The sequence below is a fragment of the Prevotella sp. MA2016 genome, assembly GCF_000619825.1.
Taxonomy (GTDB): domain Bacteria; phylum Bacteroidota; class Bacteroidia; order Bacteroidales; family Bacteroidaceae; genus Prevotella.
The window spans coordinates 395,071-412,103 of record NZ_JHUW01000006.1 but is presented as its reverse complement, the minus strand read 5'-3'; the positions used below and the strand labels follow the sequence as shown (position 1 = coordinate 412,103).

Annotated in this window: 10 protein-coding genes; 3 read left to right on the top strand and 7 right to left on the bottom strand. The window is 50.5% G+C overall.

What is annotated here, in order from left to right; translation table 11 throughout:
- Window positions 1-86 precede the first annotated feature (86 nt).
- Window positions 87-569, top strand: a complete 483-nt coding sequence (locus T360_RS14345; RefSeq protein ID WP_051523272.1) for a DUF6078 family protein — start codon at window positions 87-89, stop codon at window positions 567-569.
- Window positions 570-689: 120 nt separating this feature from the next.
- Window positions 690-2,513: a VapE domain-containing protein gene (locus T360_RS15920; protein ID WP_081772647.1), complete on the top strand. Its 1,824-nt coding sequence runs from the start codon at window positions 690-692 to the stop codon at window positions 2,511-2,513.
- Between the two features lie 129 nt (window positions 2,514-2,642).
- Here the strand turns inward: T360_RS15920 and T360_RS0101515 are convergent, their stop codons facing one another.
- The 3 genes from T360_RS0101515 to T360_RS0101505 all read right to left on the bottom strand — a co-directional run bounded on the left by T360_RS0101515 (window position 2,643) and on the right by T360_RS0101505 (window position 5,765).
- A complete protein-coding gene (locus T360_RS0101515) occupies window positions 2,643-3,767 on the bottom strand; it encodes a helix-turn-helix transcriptional regulator (protein ID WP_036928447.1) in 1,125 nt (374 codons plus the stop codon).
- A gap of 87 nt (window positions 3,768-3,854) precedes the next feature.
- Window positions 3,855-4,490 carry an AAA family ATPase gene (locus T360_RS14340; RefSeq protein WP_051523271.1) on the bottom strand — a complete coding sequence of 212 codons (636 nt, stop codon included), beginning with the start codon at window positions 4,488-4,490 and terminating at the stop codon, window positions 3,855-3,857.
- A 132-nt stretch (window positions 4,491-4,622) separates the two neighbouring features.
- Complete coding sequence (locus T360_RS0101505; protein ID WP_028911223.1) at window positions 4,623-5,765, bottom strand: DUF4421 family protein; 1,143 nt, start codon at window positions 5,763-5,765, stop codon at window positions 4,623-4,625.
- A gap of 129 nt (window positions 5,766-5,894) precedes the next feature.
- Between T360_RS0101505 and T360_RS0101500 the strand changes: the two genes are divergently transcribed.
- Window positions 5,895-9,908, top strand: a complete 4,014-nt coding sequence (locus tag T360_RS0101500) for a hybrid sensor histidine kinase/response regulator transcription factor (RefSeq protein ID WP_028911222.1) — start codon at window positions 5,895-5,897, stop codon at window positions 9,906-9,908.
- On the opposite strand, the gene T360_RS0101495 is transcribed toward T360_RS0101500, so the two are convergent.
- The 4 genes from T360_RS0101495 to T360_RS0101480 are packed head-to-tail and all read right to left on the bottom strand — an operon-like array spanning window position 9,903 to window position 16,979.
- On the bottom strand, window positions 9,903-11,057 hold the full coding sequence (locus T360_RS0101495) for a glycoside hydrolase family 76 protein (RefSeq protein WP_028911221.1): 1,155 nt from the start codon (window positions 11,055-11,057) through the stop codon (window positions 9,903-9,905). The two genes, T360_RS0101500 and T360_RS0101495, sit on opposite strands and share 6 nt — an antisense overlap.
- Before the next feature lie 17 nt (window positions 11,058-11,074).
- Window positions 11,075-12,199, bottom strand: a complete 1,125-nt coding sequence (locus T360_RS0101490) for a SusE domain-containing protein (RefSeq protein ID WP_028911220.1) — start codon at window positions 12,197-12,199, stop codon at window positions 11,075-11,077.
- A gap of 53 nt (window positions 12,200-12,252) precedes the next feature.
- The gene (locus T360_RS0101485) at window positions 12,253-13,869 is read right to left on the bottom strand and encodes a RagB/SusD family nutrient uptake outer membrane protein (RefSeq protein ID WP_028911219.1); all 1,617 of its coding nucleotides are present in this window, start codon (window positions 13,867-13,869) and stop codon (window positions 12,253-12,255) included.
- Between the two features lie 20 nt (window positions 13,870-13,889).
- The gene (locus T360_RS0101480) at window positions 13,890-16,979 is read right to left on the bottom strand and encodes a TonB-dependent receptor (RefSeq protein WP_036928569.1); all 3,090 of its coding nucleotides are present in this window, start codon (window positions 16,977-16,979) and stop codon (window positions 13,890-13,892) included.
- Window positions 16,980-17,033: the final 54 nt, after the last annotated feature.

The window sequence follows — 17,033 nt, the reverse complement described above, 5'->3', positions numbered from 1 at the left end:
AAATGGAAAAATGCTTGGAAATGCGCCTAAATTTTTGTATCTTTGTAGGCGAATTAATAACAAACATAAGCATAACATCTTAAAAAATGGAAATTAAGAAAGAAATTAAACCTATCGGAACCGAATTCGACTTTACAACAGTCCCCTCATGGTATGCACTCTGCACCAACAACGCCTGCCCACTAAAGGCTGACTGTCTGCGATATGTAGCAGCACAGCATGCGCCCAGTAACCTGGAGACTGCCACCTGTGTGATGCCCCAAACACTGCACAACGACCAGTGCCGCTGGTACGACAAACCCACTATAGAGGTTTGGGCAGCTGGATTCAGTCACCTATACGACAAGGTGCTGAAGAAAGACTACACCGTGATGCGCAAAGACATCACCAAGTTTCTGCATGGAGCCAAGCTCTACTACGAGTACAAACGAGGCGAGCGTGCCCTATCATCTGGACAGCAGCAATGGATTCGCAATTATGTAAAGAGTCGCGGCTATGAGTGGGAGGTTGAATTCGACAGCTATTTCGAGGCATACATATTCCATTGTCAGGTACCATCTAACAGATAATATGGCTGAAAACATCGTTTTCTAAGGCAGAAAACAGTGTTTTCCACGGCAAACCATACTGTGGTAGTCCATCAAAAACAGCCGTACCCCAAAGCAAAACTAATATTATATACGATAGATATGAAACTAACATTTGTACTACGCAACAAAAAGAACGCCCTGAAGCTGTCAACCAAAACCATCGAAAGCTTCGTAGAGCGTATCAAGACAGATACCAAAGACGGTGCCGTGGCACGTCGCCGACAGCAACTGGCCTTCGACGACTATATCGACAGCTACGATCGACAGTATCCCTCGCACCTAATTTACCCATCGGCCGAATTCGAGAAGGATGCCAACGACAACCTGCGCCTCAAGGCATTTAATGGGCTGGTGGCACTCACTATCGACAATCTGCCTACACCTGCCGACCTCGAAGCCGTAAAGCAAGCCGCCCAAATACTGCACTACACGCTGGCAGCCTTTATCGGACCATCGGGCCACGAAGTCATCATACTCGTAAAGATAGCCAAAGCAGATGGCAGCAACCCTATAGACGAAGAGGACGCTACCAACCTGTGCCATCAGGGGCATCAGCTGGCCACAACCGTTTATCAGGGATTGCTACCCAAGCCCATCCGTCAGGAATCGGTTAGCGCTCGCAATACATTCCGCATGCCGCTTGATGCCGCACCCTATTACAACCCAAAGGCGCTGGCACTGCCCGTAAGCGAAAAGCCTATGCCCCAGCAACCCGCCCCTATCGAACAGATAGCCATAGAGCCAGCCAACGACAAGAACTCGCAGGCCATCACACTGGCCACAGCCCGATTGATGGATTTTCTGAACACCCATTACCAGTTCCGCTACAACACCATGATGGGCTATACCGAGTATAAAGACCTGATTTACAAGTATATGGAATGGACTCCTGTTGACGACCGCGTATTGAAAGGCATGACGATGAAAGTACGACTGGGCGGCATTGATGCCAAGGATAACGATGTGCGACGCTATGTACAGTCGGATATGATTCGCCCCTTTAATCCCATTGGCGATTACCTGTGGGAGCAGTACGACAAATGGGATGGCAAGGACCACATACGCCAGCTGGCCCGCACTGTGCCCACCAACAACCCGCATTGGGCCGACTGGTTTTACACCTGGTTCCTGGGCATGGTTCGCCAGTGGCAGGTAACCAACATGGCCATGTATGGCAATCAAGCCGTACCCCTGCTGATATCAGCGCAGGGCTGGAACAAAACCACCTTCTGCGAACAGTTGTTACCACCCGAGTTGCGCTGGGGATACACGGGCAATCTGCAGATGGACGACAAGCGCCAGGTTCTCAACCAGATGGCACAGATGCTACTGATAAACCTGGATGAGTTTAACCAGATTTCGCCTCGCACACAGCAGGGATTCCTGAAGAACATCATCACCCTGTCGAGTGTAAAAATCAAGCGCCCCTATGGGCGACATGTCGAGGATTTCCCACGTCGAGCCTCGTTCATCGCCACCACCAACCAGGCCGATGTGCTAGCCGATCCATCAGGCAGTCGCCGATTCCTGGGAGTGGAGCTTACAGGTCCCATCGACGTGAGCACACCACCCAACTACGAACAGCTGTATGCCCAGGCCATGCGCGCCCTGCATCAGCACCAGCCCTACTACTTCAGTCAGCAGGAAACCAAGGTGATAGCCGAGTCGAACCGTAAGTTCAGTGTAAAGAGCGCTGCCGATCACTTCTTTTTTGATTATTTCGAACCAGCCACCAACGCTACAGACGGCGAATGGGTGAGTGCATCGGCTATTTTCGGCTACCTAAAGCAGCAAGTTGGCGTAAGTTTGCTAAAACCAGCCAGCATTTCGGGTTTCGGACGCATGCTTTCTAACATGCCAGAGCTACAAAAACGGCTCACAAAGTACGGTTCGGAGTACCTTGTAAAGCGCAAAAAGCCCTAAACGGCCCATTATCTACCATCTACCACCTATCTACCACCACCCCGCAAACCTGCATAAACAAAGGCATCACAGCAGGTTGGTGGTAGAGTGGCAGACAAATTTAGAGAGTATTGAATCAATTGATGGTTTTTAATCGTGATTTTTCTCGCGGTAGGTGCTGGGGGCCATGCCGAACTGGCGCTTGAAGGCACGGGTGAAAGTGGGCAAATCGTGATAGCCACAGCTATCGGCTATCTCACTAATCTTACGCTGGGTGGTGGATAGCTGCTGGGCACAGTGGCGCAAACGCTGATCGCTCACCCACGCCACCAGGTTGACGCCCTGCTTGGTCAGGAAATCAGACAGGTCGCTATTTTCTACACCCAGGGCCTGCGCCACATTATCGAGCGATGGGTTGCCACAAAAGAAGGGGTTGCACAACAAGACCACGCCCCATTCGGTGGTGCCGCCTTGCTCCATGGTTAGCAGTTTGGGCAGGCGACGGACAATGAGCACTGAGGCCAGACGACCATCGGCACGGGCACGCAGATAGCGCACCAACCGGTAATAGCCCCACGCCGTAGCTATCAGGGCGACAATCACCAGGATACTATAGATGATATATAGCAACAGGCTGTTAAAAAGCATCGGTACCAAACCTGCTATCATCAGGCCAGCCCAAAGTAATATGAAACGCAGCTCCACGCGATGGCGCTCGGCATCGTCGCTAAGCGGAGTGGCGGCGCGCTGACGGCAGTCGAAGACAAATGCATCGACAAGCATGCCTGCCGACAGCAGCCAGAACAGCAATTGGAACAGCACGAACACCAGACGACCATAATAAAACACGGGCTGACTGTGACGGAAACCGATTAGCTCGCTCCAATGAAACAACGGATGATAATTGCCCGAAGCCATCATCACTAGATTGAGCTGCAAGAATGCCACAGGAGTGGCCAACATGAGCACCCATAACGCTAAATTGCAATGATGCTTGCGCCCCATGATGGCCGTACCGCCCATACACAGGATGATGAGTGAAACACACAACAAGCCCAACGGCTTCGAGGCAAACACCTCGACACCCTCGGGATGAAGAATGGAGCCAAGACTGCACTGATGACAGGCAAAACTGGTGAATACTGCTGCCACAAAGCGGCGCAGCAGCAACACATCGCTGCCAAAGCGGCGGCCATGGAAGAACACTCCCCAGCCCAACAGCAGACAACCTACAGAGGTTATCGCATTAAATATATGGAACAACCCTTCGGACATTTAAATGCAAAGGTACTTATTCCTATTAAAAAAGCAAACATACAGTATGCTTAACGCCTGCTATTTAAGATTTTTTAGCATATAAAATTATGCGATAAACTTCAGTATCAGGTTGGCTATCTGCTCCTCGGTCTTGCCGTCGGCAGAAATTACAATATCGTAATTGCGGGTGTCGTAACGTGAAGTCTTGGTGTATTTATTGACGTAGTTCTCACGCATCTTGTCAACCTTATCAATAATCTTGCGAGCCTCTTCCTCGGTGACATGCTGTTTACGAACCACACGCTCAACGCGGAAAGGCATAGAGGCTTGAATGAGGACACGCAAATGGTTGGGATGATGGCGGAACACATAGAAGCCACTACGACCAGCTACAACACACGACTCCTCGGCTGCTATACCGTTCAGGATCTCGGTCTCGGCACTAAAGAGTTCATCAGTGTCCAACAGCTCGGGCTCATCGCCATTCTGCGGTATATAATAGTTGGCCATATCTGCACCACAAGCCATCTGGCGCTTGAAGTCGGGCCACCAACCTTGCTTGCGACCTTTCAGCCTCTCAATCTCCTTCACAGTGAGGTGATATCTCTCCTCAAGCCCCTTAATAACAGCCTTATCGTAGAACTCTACACCCAATTTGGCTGCTAACAAGCGACCTACCGTACGACCTCCACTACCCAACTCGCGATTGATAGTTATTACAAATCTTTCGTTCCTTTTCATAATAGTAATTGTTTTATCTTAGAAAATCAATAATCATCTTAGGTATAGTTCTCCGTCTGCAAAAATAGTAAATTAATCCGAAAGTGCAAAGTTTTTAATAAAAAAAAAACGCAATTCGGGCTTTCCAGATAATCACAGGCGCACACCAATGGAGGCATTGATAAACCAATCGTTCATATGACCATAGTTGGCACTATGCTTGTAGCGGAAGTTATTAAACTGGCCATAGGCATTGACAAACCAATTGCTGAAATTGTAGGTAACAGACAGTCGGGCATCAAAGTTGACACGCATACCACTATTAAAAAGCTTGTTGCCCTTCGGCTCTATACGCACTCTTTCATAAAACCACTGGTCCCATTCTTCATCGGTCATTTCTTCAGCCTCATCCAGAAACCAAGGTTCGGTCATCAGCTCCTCAACATTGGTAGAATAGCTATACACTTTTATCTTGTTGACAAAGGTAATCATAGGCATAGCCATGGCATTGATCAACAATCCGCGAACAGGCACCCAGTTGTAAGCATAGCCTATGCCCACACTGCCTTGCCACAACTTTACACGGCCCAAACCACGCATCACATAAACCAGATCGCCATTATAATTGGAAGCATAGTCGATACTACCATAATAATACATGGCGCCTGCCATCAGCGAACCAGCAGAACGCTTCTGAATCACACTCTGATCATAAGCAGCGGCATAAGAGAAGCGCTTACCGTTGAAGAGATAGTAGCCATCGGCTATCACCGTGTGCATCTTGATAGGATCAATCAGCTTCACCCGCTCCCAGGCATCCTTACTTTCCTCAGGTATAATGGCAGACTGCAGATTGAAATTGGGATGGTCGTTCTCGAAGCGATGGAGGCGCACATTGACACCATAGGCACCACCTGTAGCACCAAAGGTGAAATAGCTACCATCATCGCCACCAACATTCACGGTATAACCAAGACCATAGCCACGATAGCCTGCCCACAGACCTACATACTGCGAAGGCTCGGTTTTAAGATAAGGCCTGGCTACGTAATCAAAACCAGCAATATTGCCATTGGTATTCATACTCAGAACACTCTGGTTGACATTGCCTTTGACAATAACCTGCCATGGCTTGGCGGGGGACTCGATATAACGACTATCCAAGCCACTGACAGACATGGAGTCGATAGCGGCACCAACCTTTTTGAGCAGGCCAACAATATTTTGGGCAGAAACCGGCATCATACAGCCTAATACGAGAAAGGCCACAGACAGATAACGTTTTAGATTTTCCATGGGCTATTGGATTTTTTGCAAAGATAAGCAAAAAAAACGAATCTCTCCAAATTCTTTACGTTTTTTTTTGCACAAAAACACTTTTATTACAGATATTATGAGTATCTTTGCAACCAATAAACTAAAATAATGAGAAAACTATTACTCATAATCCTACTGCTATGTCTGAATCTTCAGCACATATTGGCATATAATATCCGACACATCTCCAGTGCCGACGGACTATCTGCTAGCTCGGTGCTCACCATTGAGCAGCAACCCAACGGCACCATGCTGTTTGGAACCATCGACGGACTTAACACCTACGACGGAAGTAAGGTGCGACCTGCCATCTTTAATGCAGGGCAACGACTCTATGGCAACCTGATAGAACACGTGCTGAACGTGGAAAACAACAAGACATGGGTGCTGACCAACTACGGACTGAACATCGTTACTGCACAAGGACAAGCGGTGCGCTACTACCCACAGTTTCAAGGTTTAAGACGCATACGCAAGAATCCGCAGGGCGACGGATTCCTGCTGACAGATGGCAAACTGAACTACATCGACAAGCGCGACGGCAGTGTTCACACTCTACCCCTCAAAGGCATTACACTAGCCAACGTGTGTGATTTCGCCGTATCAAACAGAACGCTGATTCTCTTTACCAGAGAAGGTATTGTAACCTATCCACTACATGCCAGCAACAACGTATATACCATCGGCAAGCCCAAGATGACGCAACGCCTGCGTATCATCTCGGCCATGCCCGACGACGACATAGAATATATGGTGAGCGCCGACGGACAGCTTTACAGCTACAACCTCACCACCCAAGCAATGCAATACGAGATGTCGCTGAGCGAGGAGACTAGCCGGCGCGGATTTGTGAACGAGGTGCTGAGATATAAGAACTCGCTCATGATAGGCTTTGGCGAGGGCGGCGTGATCAAGGTGAACAAACATCAGAACAAGTCTGCCGAAATTATCGACTTAGGAATAGAAACGGGCGTGTTCTGCATGCACAAGGACCGACTGGGCGACATTGTATGGATAGGAACCGATGGTGGCGGCGTGATGATGTATAGCGACGAACCGCTCACCCTGCGCTCGTTTGCTAGCGCTGCACTGAGAGCAGGCAGGTCGTTCCCCATCAGAGCGCTCCTGAAAGATGGTGACGGCAACCTCTGGGTGGGCACCAAAGGCGACGGACTGATATGTGTGCCACACTTCAGCACCTACCAGAACCCACACCAATTGGGCGAGACGGTGTTTAGGGAACAGAACAGCGGACTGAGCAGTAATGTGGTATATAAACTGGCTGAAAGCAAACACCCGTGGTTCTGGATTAGTGGCGGCAATGGTATCTGCTATTACTCGCAGGTTACAAAAACCATACGCCCCGTACCCACCGAACTGCAACTGCTACAGGTGATAGACATCCGCGAAAAAGGCGACGAACTGTGGATGGCCACCTTAGGCTCGGGCATCTGCAGAGCTACCATCAGTGTAGAAAACGGACAGCCACGCCTCACTCATATCAAGCGCTATGTGCTTGACGGAGGAAAAGGCTCGTCGAACTATTTCTTCTGTCTGACCTGCGACGAACAGGGACAATGGTGGTTTGGCAACCGTGGTAAGGGGCTATACACCTTTGAAAACGAACGACTGAAATATGTGGCACCGGCACAAACCACTGATGACCCGAGCGTGAACGATGTGTTTACCCTGCAGGCCGTGGACGACAATCTTTGGATTGGTACAGGCATGGGTATCTTTATTCGCGATAAACAAGGGCATAGTCGCCGACTGAGCACTGCCGACGGACTGCCTAACAACACCATTCATGCCTTTACAAAAGGTACTGCTAACGAGGTGTGGGCCACCACCAATGGCGGACTGGTTGAACTGTCGGCCAACGGCACAGTGCTGAAGGTTTACGGCATGAACAGCGGGCTCGACGTGACCGAATACTGCGATGGTGCTGCCTACGCCAAAGGACAGGAACTGTTTTTCGGCGGCATCAACGGTTTTACTACGGTGGTCAACGACACCACCTTACACCAAAAGGTGCACGAGTCGCGCATCAGCTTTACAGCTCTCGACATCCTTGGCAAGCTGCAGAATATCAACGACTTCCTGGAGGGAGCGCACAACAACCTGACGCTGACACTCGACCACACACAGAGTACATTTGCTGTGAGCGTGGCCACATTCAACTATCTGGAAGAGCCCTTCTATCACTATCTCTACCGTCTGTCGGACGAAGGAGAATGGATTGACAACGGCTCTAACAATGCCATCGCATTCACACAGATGGCTGAGGGTAGTCACACTCTCTATGTGAAAGCCCGAAATATGATGAATGGTAATGAGACGGCTGTGTCGGAACTGCATATCGACATCAAACCACCTTACTACCGCACCATCTGGGCCTATCTCACTTATGCCTTCCTGTTTATCGTGCTCATAGCAACCTATGTGCGCCATTGGTATGAAGACCAGAAGCTGCACCAACAGATGCAGCTGGCCAAGATGGAACAGCAACATCAGGACGACCTGTATGAGGAGAAGCTGAAATTCCTGACCAACATCGTACACGAGCTGAACACCCCGCTCACACTGATCTATGGTCCTTGCGAGCGCATCCTGCAGTACAACAAGGCCGATGGATTCGTAAAAAAATATATCAGCAGGGTGATGCAGAATCTGGGGCGCCTGAACAGTCTGATTCAGGAGATTATCGACCTGAGGCGCGTCACCTCGGGCCACCATATCATCAGCTGGCGACGGGTGGATGTGTCGGCGGTGGTGGGCGACTATGCCAATGCCTTTACCGAGATGGCCGAACGCAGTGGCATCACCTATCAGCAAGACATCGAACAGGGACTGGTGTGGACATCAGACGACAAGGCACTGCGCAGCATTGTGGGCAACCTCATCTCGAATGCCTTTAAATACACCAAGCGACAAGGTACCATCAAGGTGAAACTATCCCAGCAGAAAGATGGACTGCTATTCTCGGTCTATAACTCAGGGCGCGGCATAGCACCGGAAGACCAGCAGCGCATCTTCGACTACTACACCGTGTTTGACAGTGTGGAAGAGAGCCCCAATGCCGGACAGACCTCGCGTAACGGCATCGGCATGGCCATCTGCTATAACATGACCAAGATGCTGGGCGGACGGATTGAGATAGACAGCGTAGTGGGCGAATATGCACAGTTTAATGTATATCTGCCCTACCAGCCTCTGCCAGAGGGCGTGAGCCAGGAGGTGGTGACAAGTGATAAGCAAACAGACGAGATGACGATGGCCGTGCCAACCATAGGCAGCACTACCGGCAAGGAGACACGCCCACTGCCGAAGATGGCTGGCGACCGCACACCCACCATACTGGCCATAGATGATAATCAGGAGATGCTGGACCTGCTTGCCGACTGTCTGACGGGCTATCGGGTGCTGACAGCGCTCAACGCCGAAAAAGGATTGGAATATCTGAAAGCAGAGACGCCCGACCTGATCATCACCGATATCATGATGCCTGGTACCGACGGACTGGACTTCACACAACAGGTGAAGCGCAATAAGCATACCATGCACATACCACTGATCATCCTCTCGGCCAAGACATCGGAGGAAGAGCGCATCGAAGGACTGGAGAGCGGAGCCGACGTGTATATCAGCAAGCCTTTCAGCATCAACCTGCTGCAGGCCACCGTGGTACGCCTGCTGGAGAACAGTAATATGCTGCGCGAGTACTATAACTCTGGTGCTTCGGCTTATGTCTATGCAGCAGGCAACCTGATTTCTAAAGAGAACCAGAGTTTTGCCGACGAGGTGACAAAGGTGATTGATGAACACCTGATAGATACAGAGTTCACCCCAGAGAAGTTGGCGGAGCTGATGAGTATCAGTCCGCGCAATCTCTATAGGAAATTCAGTGATGCTAACCTCCCTACACCCAAGGACTATATCAAGACCTACCGTATTAATGTGGCAGCGCGCTGGCTTACCACTACCAATACTACCATTCAGGAAATCATCTATAAAACGGGCTTCAACACGCGCTCACAGTTCTATACCGAGTTCAGAAAGCATTTCGGTATGACACCTAAGGAGTATAGGGAACAACAACAAGCAAAAGACAACCAGCTATAGGCCATCAGCACCACTGAGGATGGCCATAGCTTCGAACAAAGCACATCCGCTGACCTGGGTGCCCAGATCGACGGCAGAGTTATTGCGTGCCCAGTTGCAACCAATCAGCTTCTGGGGCTGCATACCTTTCTCTTTCAGCACCTCGGCATTATGCTTGAGATAAGCCACAAAACGGGTTTTATCCGACTGCTCCAGATGACTGTCCTGAAGCAACAAAGTGAAATAACGCACAAAGATACCCTTGAACAAGCCACCATCGCCTGTACCCTCATCCTTCAGCACACTCTCCGACAAGTCGCTCAGGCTCGACAGGGTGTATGACGAAGCACGCACGGCATCGCGCAGATAGAGGTTCTCGCCAGTGATACGATACAACTCGTAGCACATGCCCACAAACGTGCCTTGATTATAGGTAAACACCCAATTGGTGATGCTATTGCCGCTCTGACCGTTCATACTGTCGTAAACAGCACCAGTACCGGCAGCATAGAGGTTGTCGCGCTCCCAGTTGTAGATGCGCTTGGCCAGGTCGAGGTCGGCATCGCGCTTCTGGATGTTATACATACGGGCTGCGATGATGCCGGCAGGACCATTGCTGCAGGCATTCTTGCTCCATGGCTGACTCTTACGCCAGGCCATGCCGCCACCACAGTACTTGGTGTTCCAGGCATTCTGGATGTCGTCCCACAGCAACTGGGCGGTATCCAGATATTTCTGCTCCTTGGTGCAGTCATACAGGCGCAGCATGGTGAGGCAGATCCACTCCTCATCGTCGTAGAAATCATTGAAATAGCTGTTGCCAGCCTTTTTCTTGATACCATCATGCCACTTATCAAACAGCACCCGATAGCCCGAGCTGCCTGTACGCAGATAGGCATCAATCACCACGTCCATGGCATGTGCCTGCGGCCAGTACTGATTATGCTGGACGTCGGCCACATCGGGCAGAGAGTTGAAATAGCCCTCGCCGCCGTTCCAGAAGTGAGTCACCAGAGCCTGTGTGGCATCCTCAGCCACCTGCTGCCAGACCACCGTGTTGGGGGTGGGCTTCACAATAGGCTCGTCATCATCCGAAGAAGAAGAACCGCAACCCTGCAGTACAAGGCTGCAGAGAAGCGGTACAAAGAAAACTTTAAGTATGTTATGCATAAGTTAGAAAGCTATGATCAGTCGGCCAACTCTACGTGGTGAGTGTAGTTAGCGCCATGGAAGAGTACGGTGATACGGGTCTTAACGCCGGGGTGAGGACCGTCGGCACCACCATCAAAGTCGCCATCAAACTTCCACTTGTCGTCCCACTGGTTGTTGCCGGTCTCCATAATATAATAGTAAGGATCATCCATAGCCAGACCACCAGGGCGTGAGTCGGTGCCGTTCTTGGTGCCCCAGAACTGCTTGGTGCCATCGGCATACTCCATCAGGAACTTATAGCGCTCGTCGCGACCCCAGCCCTCCTGCTTGAAGGCTACTACGCCAACGCCAGAGAACTCGCCATTGCCAGCATAGGGCAGATCGAACATGATATTGTTGTTAGGACAGAAGAACAAGCCGATGCTCTTGATTTCGCGAATGGTAGCTGAAGCTACGTTGAAATCAAGAACCAGACGATAGATGCCTGTAGCTGGAGCTGTGGTTGAACCGCCCTCGCGCAGCTTCAGACCATCGAGCGAGAAGATAGTACCATCGCCCTTGTTGTTGCTGCAGAACTGGTAGGTCTTGCCACCCTCGAGCTTAGTGAAAATCTCAAAGACGCCCTGCTCTGGTGATGAGAAGGCACGACCGCTCTCGGCACCATCGCCCATGATGAAGAGTGATGAAGGTATCTCATCGAAGCCTTCGAGCGAGGTGATGTTCAGCTGATGGCGAACAGAGGATTCGGCCTGATTCAATCCGCGCGAAGCGATGATTGACCAGCTAACCTTACCACTGGCACCGCCCTTGAAACCAGCAGCGGCAGCCACCTTGTTCAGCGTCTTATGGGTGATGGTGGCACTGTTCATCATACCATTCTTGTCGGAGAGTACCTTATAGATAGGTGTGCTCTCGCCTTCCTTATAGAACGCTACCTCGTAGAGGGGAGAGCCACTGTCTTCGGCCTTGGCAGCCTCCCACTCAAAATAGGTAGAGGCGGTGGCCGAAGCCTGCAGGGTTACACTCTTGCCATCGGCAGGCTCATAGAGCTGTGTGATAGCTGATACCTTACTGTCCTTGAACTCCATATCGGAGGTGCAGGATGCCATGCTGAGCAGTGCGCCAACCAGCGCAAATGCCTTAATATACTTCTTATTCATAGTTTTAATTTTCTTGTTGATGTTGTTGTAAAAATACTCATTGATGATAGGAATTAATTGCCATAGCCAGGGTTCTGCCCCAGGTTGGGGTTCAGGTCGATCTGGCTCTGTGGAACAGCCCAGAGGTAGTCGCGGTTCTCATCGAACGTAAACTTCCAGGGGATGTCGTGGGTGAAGCTGGCACCTCTAACCTGCTGGGTGAGATACTCCTTACCAGCCTTCCAGCGCTTGATGTCGTACCAGCGCAATCCCTCGAGGGCAAACTCGCTGCGACGCTCATTGCGCAGAATCTGACGGAGCTCGGCCTGCGACTTGTCGGCAGGGAAGTCGAGTGCTTTGGCTGTCTTGAAGCCGGCACGCTTGCGGATGGCACGAACGGTGTTGTTCCACACATCGGCAGTAAACTGGTTCTGCTCCAGCTTGGCCTCAGCCTCCATCAGGAGAATATCAGCATAGCGGAACATGATGATGTTAAGACCAGAGCTCATGTCACCTACTGCCTGTGGCGCAAACCACTTACGGGTGTAATAACCGGTAGAGGTGGTGTTGCTACCTGTGCCGATATAGGTGTCAACAGTGTTGTCGGCAGCTGGGTCGATATGGATGGTCACATCCTTTGAACCATCGTTCACGTTAGCGCTCCAGTCATAGTTGTCGTAGATGACAGTGGCGCTGAGGCGTGGGTCACGGTTGTCGTAAGGATGATTGGGATCGTAGTCGGTACCAGCCTCATCGATGGTATAGCCAGTGAGGGTGAGGTAGTTGTCGATGAGCGACTGCTGTGGCACACGGTCGGCCACACGTCCACCCTGACTCAGAGGAACCATATCCACAATCTCACCCCAGGTGAGCAGGTTGCGCACATAGGCACGGTCCAGAATCACCTCCTCGTTATACTCGTTGTCTTCCTCGAAAAGGCCACGGTAACTGGGGAAGAGGGCGTATGAACCATAAGTCTCAGGCTGATTGATGAGCATCTCGCAGTACTTCTGCACATTGCTCCAGTCGCTATCCATCAGATAGGCACGAGCCTGCAGAGCCACCACAGCACCCTTGGTAATCTTACCATTCTCGCTGGCGGGTAGTTCGTTGCGCGATGGCAGGTCGTTGATAATCTCATTCAACTCCTGATGAATGAAGGTCATCACCTCGGCATGGGAGGTACGACTGATGGTGTTTGACTCGTCCACGGTGATATCCTTGGTGAAGAAAGGAATATCACCATAGAGATTGGTGAGACGGAAGAAGATGTAAGCACGGATAAAGCGTATCTCGGCTATCATGCGTTGTTTCTTAGCAGGATCGAGATTCGTGATAGCATCGATATTCTCAAGGAACACATGACAGGTCTTGATGCCGCCATACAGGTCTCGCCACTCATTGGCAAAGATACCGGTAGTGGAGGTGGCCTGCCCCATGCGCATCAAGCGCTGGTCGGTGGTTGAACGACCATCGATGACATTGTCGCTCAGCGACTCGTCGCTCCACATCTTGCCCGCATTATACATCTGAGCATAGGCCATATTCACAACATATTGTGCTCTGTCGGGAGAGTCCCAGAAGTTTGCATCGGTAAACTGATTGACTGGGGCGTTCTCCATGCCGTTGCAGGCAGTAAGCGTGAGGGTGCCCACAGCAGCAAACAGATAGATATATTTCTTTATTTTCATATTGATAAGATACTTAATCATTAAAATTCTACATCGAAGCCAAAGCCATAGTACTGCAGCATAGGATAGTTGCGACCACTGTTACCGCCACCTGAGTTCATGTTAGAGCCAAACTCTGATGACTCAGGATCGATAAACGAGTTCTTGGTCAGTGTGAGCAGATCCTGTCCGGTGACATAGACACGGAGCTTCTGCAAGCCTGCAGGCTCAATCCATTTCTTAGGAAGTGAATAACCGATAGTCAGATTCTTCAGACGGGCATACTTAGCGTCGAGTACAAAAATGTCTGACGGGCGGCCCCAGTTGTTGGTGTCTGAGGCCGAGCCCTGTGATGCCAGACGTGGATATTTAGCGTTTGTGTTTGTTGGGGTCCAGAAATCAAGTTGATGTTTATACATCACGTAAGAGTAGTTTGAATGATAAGGTTCGAGCAACTCGCCGCGCAGCATCTGCGAACGCTTGCCTACACCCTGCCAGAACATACTGAAGTCGAATCCTTTCCACTCAAAGCGGTAAGTGAATCCGAATGTGTAGCGTGGGAAGGCATTACCCACAATCACACGGTCGTTGGAGTCGATGACGTTGTCGCCATTCTGATCTTTAAACTTCAAGTCGCCAGGAGCGACCTCGGCACCAAGGGGCAGCGCAGAGTTCTTAATCTCATCATAGCTCTGGAACAGACCTTCCACCTGCCAAGCATAATAAGAGTTCAGAGGCTCGCCCACACGGATAATCTTGAAGATCTCATCAACACCGCTGATCTGCTCGTTGCCAGGGAACTTGGTAACCTTGTTCTTGGTATCACCGATATTGAAGTAGAAGTTGTGCTTCATATCGCCAGTCTTCAAACGGTAGTTGATAGAGAGTTCCCAACCATTGTTTGACATCTCACCGATATTGGTACTTGGCATGGTGGTTCCGAACACACTGGGCTGCAAGGGCTTCATCAGGATGTCCTTGGTACGCTTGGTGTAGTAGTCGAAGGTGATGTTAAGTGCATTATGCAGGAACGAAGCATCGATACCGATATTGAAGGTGTTGGTGCGCTCCCATGTCAGATCTTTCAAACCGAGATTGAATCCGGCACCAGCCACAGCCTGGTTGTTATAAGCATAGGTGGTGGAGCTGACGCTATAGCGGGTGAAGCGGTCGTAGTCGCCCACAGCCTGACTACCCAGGATACCGTAAGAACCACGAATCTTCAGATCGCCCACATGCTCACGATACTTGTCCATAAACGACTCCTCGCTGATGCGCCATCCCAGTGATACAGAGGGGAAGAAACCCCAACGGTAGTCCTTATGGAACTTTGAGCTACCATCATAACGGAAATCGAATTCGGCATAGTAACGCTCGTTGTAGTTATAGCCGATACGACCCAGCAATGAGGTGATACTGGTCTGACCAGAGCTATCCACGGTGGTGCCGCCGCCGATATTTCCTACCTCGCCAGTGGTGATGCTGGTAGAGGTGCCCAGATCGGGATCAACATAGTTCTTCCAGATTTCATTGTTAGACCAGGTATATGACTCGTTGGTGGCTCCAAACAAACCACTCACGGTGTGCTGTCCGAAGGTCTTATTATAATCAAGCAGAATCTGGGTGTTCAAACGGTAGTTGTCGGCATTCCAGTTGCTGGTACGGAAGTCTGACTCCTTACGTGGACGGGGCTCAGTGGCATCCTCGCCAGCATAATAGTAAGCAGGCATGCTTCTGGAATAGCGGGTGTTGCCTACTACATCGGCACCAAACACACCGCGCAACTTCAAACCATCGATAATCTTAAACTCGCCGGTGACACTAGCTGTAACAGCGTTGTTGCGATATTTATCGAAACCGCCTGACTCCAACTGACCCAGAGGGTTGAACTCCCCCCACACGTCGTTGAGCAGATAGCGACCGTCGGCCGACTTCATCTTATAGATATAAGCGCTGGGCACACGACTGGCATCAATCTCCAGACTACCGCCATTGGTATTCTTACTGTCGGTACGTGTGTAAGCCAGGATGGCAGTGAGCTTGAGGCGACCCAGCTCGGTGGTGAAGTTGGTACGGAAGTTATAACGCTGCAAACCAAACTTCTGGGTGCTGACGTAGTTGCTACCCTGATCGAAATAGCCGGCAGAGATCATGTAGGTAGTCTTGTCGCTACCACCGCTGATGCTCACATTGTAATTCTGCTGCATGGCTGTCTTGAAGATCTGGTCGAGCGCCCAGTGCTCCTCGCTCTGATGGGCATAGAAGTCGAGTATCTGGTCCTGACTGTAAACAGGGGCATTGCCCACGTTTGTCTCGGCAGTGTTGCGCAGCACAGCATTCTGATAGCCCTTGACGGGGGTGAAGAGAATATGTGGATCCTCCCATCCCACCATACCGTTGAGGCGGATGGTGGTACGCTCATTGGCCTTACCCTTCTTGGTGGTGACCAGTACGACACCATTGGCCGAACGAGAACCATAAATAGCGGCGGTACCAGCATCCTTCAGGATAGAGATATTCTCGATATCGTTAGGATTCAAACGATTGAAGTTGTCATAGTCGGTCACCAAGCCGTCGATGACAAACAGCGGACTATTATCGTTGAGCGTGCTGATACCACGGATATTGAAGTTATTATTCTGCGAGTTTGGGTTGTAGTTCTTGCGCTGGATAATAACGTTTGGTGCGGCACCCTGTAATGCCTGAGTAACATTGGCCACAGGGCGATTTTCTAACAGGTCGGAACGAACCTGATCAACAGCACCGACAGCACTCTTACGGGTGGTGGTACCATAACCGATAACAACCACCTCTTCCAAAATAGAATTGTCTTCCTTCAGTACGATGCGACCTACAGGAGCGTTAGCACGCACCTCCTGCGTGATAAAACCTACATAGGAGAACACTAACACATCGGTTGGTTTGCAGTTGAGTGAGAAACTGCCATCAAGACCAGTGACCGTGCCTGAAGTTGAACCTTTAATCGCAACTGTAACGCCAATCATAGGTTCTCCCGATGCATCTACAACCGTACCCCTTACAGTGGCTTGCTGGACGCTGTTGGTCGCAGCCACCGAGGCACCAGCGGCAAACACTGGCGACGGACTACCCACGCAGAGAGCCACACCCATGAAGCCTTGCCAGATGAATCTGGAATAGTTGAAATTTACTTTCTTCATTGAGAA

Coding starts and splice junctions, on each gene's coding strand:
- T360_RS14345 (WP_051523272.1), top strand. CDS start 87: ATGGAAATTAAGAAAGAAATTAAACCTATCGGAACCGAATTCGACTTT.
- T360_RS15920 (WP_081772647.1), top strand. CDS start 690: ATGAAACTAACATTTGTACTACGCAACAAAAAGAACGCCCTGAAGCTG.
- T360_RS0101515 (WP_036928447.1), bottom strand. CDS start 3,767: ATGTCCGAAGGGTTGTTCCATATATTTAATGCGATAACCTCTGTAGGT.
- T360_RS14340 (WP_051523271.1), bottom strand. CDS start 4,490: ATGAAAAGGAACGAAAGATTTGTAATAACTATCAATCGCGAGTTGGGT.
- T360_RS0101505 (WP_028911223.1), bottom strand. CDS start 5,765: ATGGAAAATCTAAAACGTTATCTGTCTGTGGCCTTTCTCGTATTAGGC.
- T360_RS0101500 (WP_028911222.1), top strand. CDS start 5,895: ATGAGAAAACTATTACTCATAATCCTACTGCTATGTCTGAATCTTCAG.
- T360_RS0101495 (WP_028911221.1), bottom strand. CDS start 11,057: ATGCATAACATACTTAAAGTTTTCTTTGTACCGCTTCTCTGCAGCCTT.
- T360_RS0101490 (WP_028911220.1), bottom strand. CDS start 12,199: ATGAATAAGAAGTATATTAAGGCATTTGCGCTGGTTGGCGCACTGCTC.
- T360_RS0101485 (WP_028911219.1), bottom strand. CDS start 13,869: ATGAAAATAAAGAAATATATCTATCTGTTTGCTGCTGTGGGCACCCTC.
- T360_RS0101480 (WP_036928569.1), bottom strand. CDS start 16,979: ATGGGTGTGGCTCTCTGCGTGGGTAGTCCGTCGCCAGTGTTTGCCGCT.